Here is a 1,500-nt window from a genome sequence, read left to right on the forward strand (position 1 = left end):
TTCCAGATGACCCATTCGACCTACCGGCCGTTGTTCGTCGCTGACTCCGCCGGCGGCTACGTCGAGGCGACTCACGATGAAATTCTGTCGATCGCGAGCGTCGTGGCCGATCTGCAGTATGCCAACGGACCGACCTTCACCGATCCGAAGCTGGTTCGCGGCTACCTCTCGCTGAAACTGCGTGGTCGGCCGAATGAGGTCTTTATGGGCCTGTTCCTCAACAGCCAAAACCGACTGATCGAAGCGCGCGAACTGTTCCAGGGCACGATCAACGCTGCGGCGGTGTATCCCCGCGAAATCGCCCGTCAGGCACTGCAGCTCAATGCTGCCGGCATCATCATCGCGCACAACCATCCCTCGGGCGTGCCGACCCCGAGCCATGCGGACGAGCGCGTGACTATGGATCTCAAGGCGACGCTGCGACTCATCGATGTGGTGCTGCTCGATCACTTCGTCGTCGGGCGGACCGAAACCGTCTCCTTCGCCGAATCCGGGCTGTTGTAACCGAGGGGGCGTAAGCCCCCTTTTTGCTGCGACTAATAACCCTAGGGCGAGCGTACTAGTGGCATTGACAACTCGCCCCTGATATTTCCCTGACCCTTAAACAATAGCGAAGGAGCCATTAGAAGTGGGTAGTGAAATAGTCGTCATCGCTGACGATCATCCAGTATTTCGGGATGGATTGCGTACCCTCATCGAGCACATGCTGCCGGACGTGGCGGTAGCCACCGCCGATTCTCTTGACGGCGCCTTGGCCATCGCCCGTTCTGGTGCTGGTCATCCCAGCATGTTTGTGCTCGACTTGTATTTCGGTCACAAGAGCATCAAGGACACACTGCCGGCGTTGCGCCGTGAGTTCGCCGGCGCCGCCATCGTCATCGTCTCGATGGCCGATGACCGCGTAACAATTGACGCCGTTATGGCCTGCGGCGTCAATGCTTTCATCAACAAGTCCGTAACCCCTCATGAAATCGGCCGCGCCCTCCAGGCAGTCCAAGAAGGGGAGATTGTGGTCGCCGTCCCAACGCCTGCGGTAGACCCAGCCGCCGGACTGAGCGACCGGCAGCACGCTGTCCTGCAGCTGATCGCGCAGGGCCAGACGAACAAGGAAATCGCCATCACGCTCGGCATCTCTCCGTTCACCGTCCGCATCCACGTCTCTGCCCTGTTCCGGGCCTTGGGCGTTTCCTCCCGGGCCGCGGCGGTTACCAAGGGCATCAACGCGGGGCTACTCGCCCCGGCCTACTGAGAATCGGTCTGCAGGGTGGTCAGTAACAGCACTGACCTTAACTCGGCCGGCCGTACTGGCTTGGACAGTACCGGAATCTTCGGATCGCCTACTTCCTCCCGGATACGCGCGTCTCCGTGCCCGCTCATGATGACGGCGGGCACCTTCCAGCCATTCATTTCGCGAACCATGGCGATGCAATCGGTACCGGTTGTCTTGTTGCCCAGGTCGAAATCAGTAATCAACAGATCGCATTGCGCACTGTCCGGATT

General features: G+C 60.1%; 2 protein-coding genes and 1 pseudogene. 2 read left to right on the forward strand and 1 reads right to left on the reverse strand.

Annotation, left to right across the window (positions count from 1 at the left end; genetic code table 11):
- Together radC and EOD15_RS34135 are read left to right on the forward strand one after the other, a co-directional pair.
- On the forward strand, positions 1–504 hold a 504-nt coding region (gene radC / locus EOD15_RS34130), incomplete at its 5' end, for a DNA repair protein RadC (RefSeq protein WP_348629447.1).
- A gap of 124 nt (positions 505–628) precedes the next feature.
- Positions 629–1,249 (forward strand): response regulator transcription factor, encoded by a 621-nt coding sequence (locus EOD15_RS34135; protein WP_127409293.1) that lies wholly within the window; start codon positions 629–631, stop codon positions 1,247–1,249.
- Here the strand turns inward: EOD15_RS34135 and EOD15_RS34140 are convergent.
- Positions 1,243–1,500 (reverse strand): annotated as a pseudogene (locus EOD15_RS34140) (response regulator); the annotation flags it as partial. The gene EOD15_RS34135 and the pseudogene EOD15_RS34140 overlap by 7 nt on opposite strands.

It is taken from the genome of Mesorhizobium sp. M7A.T.Ca.US.000.02.2.1, assembly GCF_003996995.1.
In the GTDB taxonomy this organism is placed as follows: Bacteria; Pseudomonadota; Alphaproteobacteria; order Rhizobiales; family Rhizobiaceae; genus Mesorhizobium.